General features: G+C 56.5%; 4 protein-coding genes. All 4 read right to left on the bottom strand.

Annotation, left to right across the window (positions count from 1 at the left end; all coding sequences use genetic code 11):
- Positions 1–1,269: dihydroxyacetone kinase subunit DhaK (locus tag RTY00_RS20815; RefSeq protein ID WP_312665958.1), on the bottom strand; the 1,269-nt coding region annotated here is incomplete at its 3' end.
- 122 nt (positions 1,270–1,391) lie between these two features.
- Positions 1,392–2,444: a YncE family protein gene (locus RTY00_RS20810; RefSeq protein WP_293791876.1), complete on the bottom strand. Its 1,053-nt coding sequence runs from the start codon at positions 2,442–2,444 to the stop codon at positions 1,392–1,394.
- A gap of 215 nt (positions 2,445–2,659) precedes the next feature.
- Positions 2,660–2,869, bottom strand: coding sequence for a DUF1471 domain-containing protein (locus RTY00_RS20805; protein WP_312180158.1), 210 nt, complete (start codon positions 2,867–2,869; stop codon positions 2,660–2,662).
- A gap of 295 nt (positions 2,870–3,164) precedes the next feature.
- A partial coding sequence (locus RTY00_RS20800) for an MFS transporter (RefSeq protein ID WP_312665955.1) occupies positions 3,165–4,284 on the bottom strand: 1,120 nt, incomplete at its 5' end.

The following is a 4,284-nucleotide window of genomic DNA, read 5'->3' as shown; positions in this document are numbered from 1 at the left end:
CGGCAGACGGCGGATGAAGGTCTGGTCGATCTTCAGCTCATCCAGCGGCAGCTGTTTTTCCTGCAAACCGCGCTGAATTTTTTTCGCCCCGGCGGCAAAGGTTGAACCGGTATCGCCATCGCCCACTTTGGCATCCAGCGCATTCAGCTCGCTTTCCAGATCGATCAGCGTCTGCGTGACGCTTGCGACAATCTTCGCCACCTCAGCATTCTCAGAGGCATCAAAATCCAGCACGCTGCCGATCTTCTCAGCACGTTGCAGACTGATCGGTGCAAAGTCGTATACCGGCACCCAGCCCAGCACCTGAACCGGCGCGTTTAACGCTTCCAGGAACGGCTCTTCCAGCGCCAGCAGCGTCAGTGAGAAACCCTTCATATCCAGCGCACTGACCAGCGTTGCCGGACCCAGCAGATGCGTGATGCGTGCCGCCAGCGGCGACTGCAACACTTCACGCGTCAGCAGCGCCAGCTCCAGCTGCGAGAAGCCGCCGAGATTGTTGATCAGCAGCAGCGCCTGTTTGCCGTCCGGCAGCGCCTGCGCCAGTTTATCGGTCATGATGCTGGTGATGTTGCGGCTGTTCTGCGTATCCAGCGTGATAACACCTGGCTCGCCGTGAATGCCCATGCCGAGCTCGCTATGACCAGGCTCGACGCGTTCATCACGTTTTTCGCCCGGCACATGGCAAGTGGCAAAAGCTAAACCGATGGACGATGTGGCATCAATTGCGCGCTGCGCCAGCGCTTTGACCTCATCCAGCGATTGTCCCTGCTCTGCCGCAAACCCCGCGATTTTGTGCACCAGCACGGTGCCCGCAATGCCGCGCGGCTGCGGGTTTTCCGGCAGCGCGATATCATCCTGCACCATCACCAGCTCAACCTTGTAGCCGAGGTTTTTGGCTTTCTCCGCCGCCAGACCAAAGTTGAGGCGATCGCCGGTATAGTTTTTCACAATCAGCAGACATCCGGCATCGCCGGTGACGTTAACGATGGCGTTCAGTACCGCATCCACGCTTGGCGACGCAAAGATGTCGCCGCACACCGCCGCCGTCAGCATGCCTTTGCCGACAAACCCGGCATGCGCCGGTTCATGGCCAGAACCGCCGCCGGAGATCAGCGCCACTTTGCTTTTATCCCAGTCCGAGCGCACCACCACGCGAATCTCATCACCGAGATCGAGGCGACTGAGGTTATGCCACGGCGTACTCAGCAAAACTCCTTCGATGGCTTCGTTAACCAGATCGTTTTTCTCATGCATAAAAAACTGGCTCATTGCATCCTCTCCATTGGTGTTGTTGCTCTACAAGGTAGCGTATGTGTGGCGATAAAAACGGCGCAGATGGCAGAAATGCAAAAGGCGGCATAAGCCGCCTCTCAGTTTCAGAAAACTACCGATCAGAGTTCGATGCGTAAAACGCTATCGGGATTTTTGGGTGGCTCTTTGCGTGAACCCGGCTGCTTGATGCTGACAAACAGGGTTTTACCATCCGCAGAAACCGCCAGGCTGTTTGGTAGGCCCGGCGCTTTCACCGTGCGTTTCACTTTGTAGTTGCTGGCGTCGATGATGCTGATTTCGCCCGCTTTGCGGTGCGTAACGTACAGCTCATCACGATCGGCATTGAACAGCACCGCCAGCGATTCTGGCACATCGATCTTGTGGATCACCTGCTGCGTGCGGGTATCCAGCACCAGCACCTGCGACTGTTTTGAGTCGCTGAGGAAGGCGCGATGGCCTTGAGTATCCAGCGAAATATTCAGGAAGAAGTGATCTTTATCGCCATCGATTTTCTGACGTTTTTCAATCGCATTCAGGCGCGTATTGATGGTCACCAGTTCGCCATCGGAGTTGGTGACATACAGTTTCTGCGCCGCAGAATCGATGGCCAAACCGGTGCCCATTTTGCCGGTGTTCGGCACAGTGCTAATCAGTTTCAGGGTTTTGCCATCCACCACCCACACCACGCTCTGCTCACCGAGGCCGGTGATGTAAACGCGATCGGTTGCTGGATCGACGGCCAGCTGACGCGGCTGCAGCGGACGCACGGTTTCGCTGCGCTGACGGCCATCCAGCACCAGCGTGTTGATCACTTTGCCGCTGGTGGCATCCACTGCGGTCAGTGAACCGTCACGCGTGTTACCGAAATAAAGGGTGTGGGTTTTCTGGTTAATCGCCGCGCCAAAGGTCGGCAGATCGGTATTGATGGTTTGCTTCACCGCCAGATCCTGCGGATCGAGACGATAAACGGTGCCGCCTTTTTTGTCGGTTGTGCTCTGCGCGGTCGCGAGGAACAGCGCGTTATCGCTGTTGCTGAATGCCAGTTCGTAAGCGCCTTTTGAGATCACTTGATTCAGCGGCTGAGATTCTGCCGCCATCACCGCAGAGGTCGAGAACAGCGCCGTTGCCAGCAGCAGTGGACGCAGCGCCCACGATTTTTTATTCGCCTTCATAACTTCTCCATAGCAAAAACACCGCCTGATGGCAGTGAAGTGAAAGCCCGACATTACAACCAATATTTAAAAAGACAGCCCGAGGCGAGCCGACGAAGGATGCTACTTTTTGAGAATAGTAATCATTTCGAAGGGAAAGTGACAGGATTTTATCAGGTTACCAACGCCGCCAGGGCGCCCGAAGGCACCCTGTCAGCACAGAACGTTAACGCAACTTATTTAGTCAGTTCGGCAGTCATGTGCACGCCGTTGTTGAAGTTGGCTTCGGTCACTTTATAGGAAGCACCAGCTTCGTGTGCCTGAGCAGCGATTTGCGCTTCTGCACCATCCAGCGTTGAGGCGGTTGCAGTGATGCTTTGCGCAAAGCTAGCGAATGGCAGAATGGTCAGAGCGATAACAGCAGCAAAAGTTTTGATAGATTTCATGGTCAATTCCTTAATGTACGTTTGATTGAGTAAGGCGTCATCGCCTTGTTGAGATACATAGTAGTCGCAGAATCGATCAGTAAAAAGCGGAGAGATTTGCCGTTGTTGTTCGAATATTTTGAACCTAAAAAGCACGTTTGGGTTAACCTTTGTGCAAAGGGTTAAAAATCTGACATTTAATTAAAAGGCAGGATTTATGGCTGCGATAGGTGAGGTATCGTAGGGTCACCATTTATGGCGACATTGTGATTCGTGCGGTTGATGGCAAGGTCGCCATAAATGGCGACCCTACGGGTTAACCGTGATGGCGGACGCGGGTGAAGATGGTGATGGCGGCTAATAGCATCAGCACGCCGCTGGCGAGGAACACGCCGCCTGCGCCTTGCAGATCAAACATCCAGCCGCCAGCTGCTGCACCGGCGGTGATCGCCAGCTGGATAGTGGCGACCAGCAAACCGCCGCCCGATTCCGCATCGTCCGGCACCGCGCGGGAAATCCACGTTGACCAGCCGGTTGGCATCGAACCAAACGCCAGGCCCCACAGCGCCACGCCCGCCGCGACCAGCCACGACACCTCGCCGAAGCTCACCAGCAGCAGCGCGGTGACGCTCATCACCAGCGCCATCGCGGTTAACGTCAGCGATACGCTGCGCGTCACCAGATAACCGGCCAGCGAAGTACCAAAGAAGTTCGCCACGCCAAACGCCAGCAGCACCAGCGACAGCTGATTAACGTTGAGCTGCGCGCTGCCTTCGAGGAACGGACGCAGGTAAGTAAAGAAGGCGAAGTGGCCAGTGAACATCATGATCACCGCCAGCATGCCCCAACGCATCACGCTTTTACGCAGCAGATCCAGCACACCACCGCTGCGCACTTTATTGACGGGCGGCATCGCGGGTAAGGTGAAGAACTGCCACAGCAGCGCCAACACGCCCAGCGCGGCGGTCAGCATAAAGATGTTACGCCAGCCAATAATGCCGCCCAGATAGCTGCCGAGCGGCGCGGCAATAATGGTCGCCAGCGAAATGCCGCTGAACACGATCGACAGCGCGCGCGGCACCTGATCGCTCGGCACCAGACGCATGGTAATCGCCGTGGAGAGCGTCCAGAAGCCGCCAATCGCCACGCCCAGCAGCACGCGGGCCAGCAGAATCATCGGCAGATTCTCGGCAAAGGCCACCAGCAAAGCGGAAGCAATCAGCAGCAGCGTAAAGGCCAGCATCACCACGCGACGATCGAGCTGGCGCGTCACATTGCCGATCACCAGACTGGTGAGCAGCGCCACCAGCGCCGTGACGGTAACGGTTTGTCCCGCCTGACCTTCACTGATGTGCAGCGTGTCGGCAATCGGCGTCAACAAGCTTACCGGCAGAAATTCTGCGGTAATCAGACCGAACACGCCAAAGGCCATGGCA

It is taken from the genome of Pantoea sp. CTOTU49201 (assembly GCF_032054795.1).
Lineage (GTDB): Bacteria > Pseudomonadota > Gammaproteobacteria > Enterobacterales > Enterobacteriaceae > Pantoea > Pantoea symbiotica.
The sequence above is the reverse complement of the archived record's forward strand: the minus strand, read 5'-3'. Positions and strand labels throughout refer to the sequence as shown.

Excerpts from the sequence above, each read along its gene's own strand:
- RTY00_RS20810 (WP_293791876.1), bottom strand. The coding sequence starts at position 2,444 with ATGAAGGCGAATAAAAAATCGTGGGCGCTGCGTCCACTGCTGCTGGCA.
- RTY00_RS20805 (WP_312180158.1), bottom strand. The coding sequence starts at position 2,869 with ATGAAATCTATCAAAACTTTTGCTGCTGTTATCGCTCTGACCATTCTG.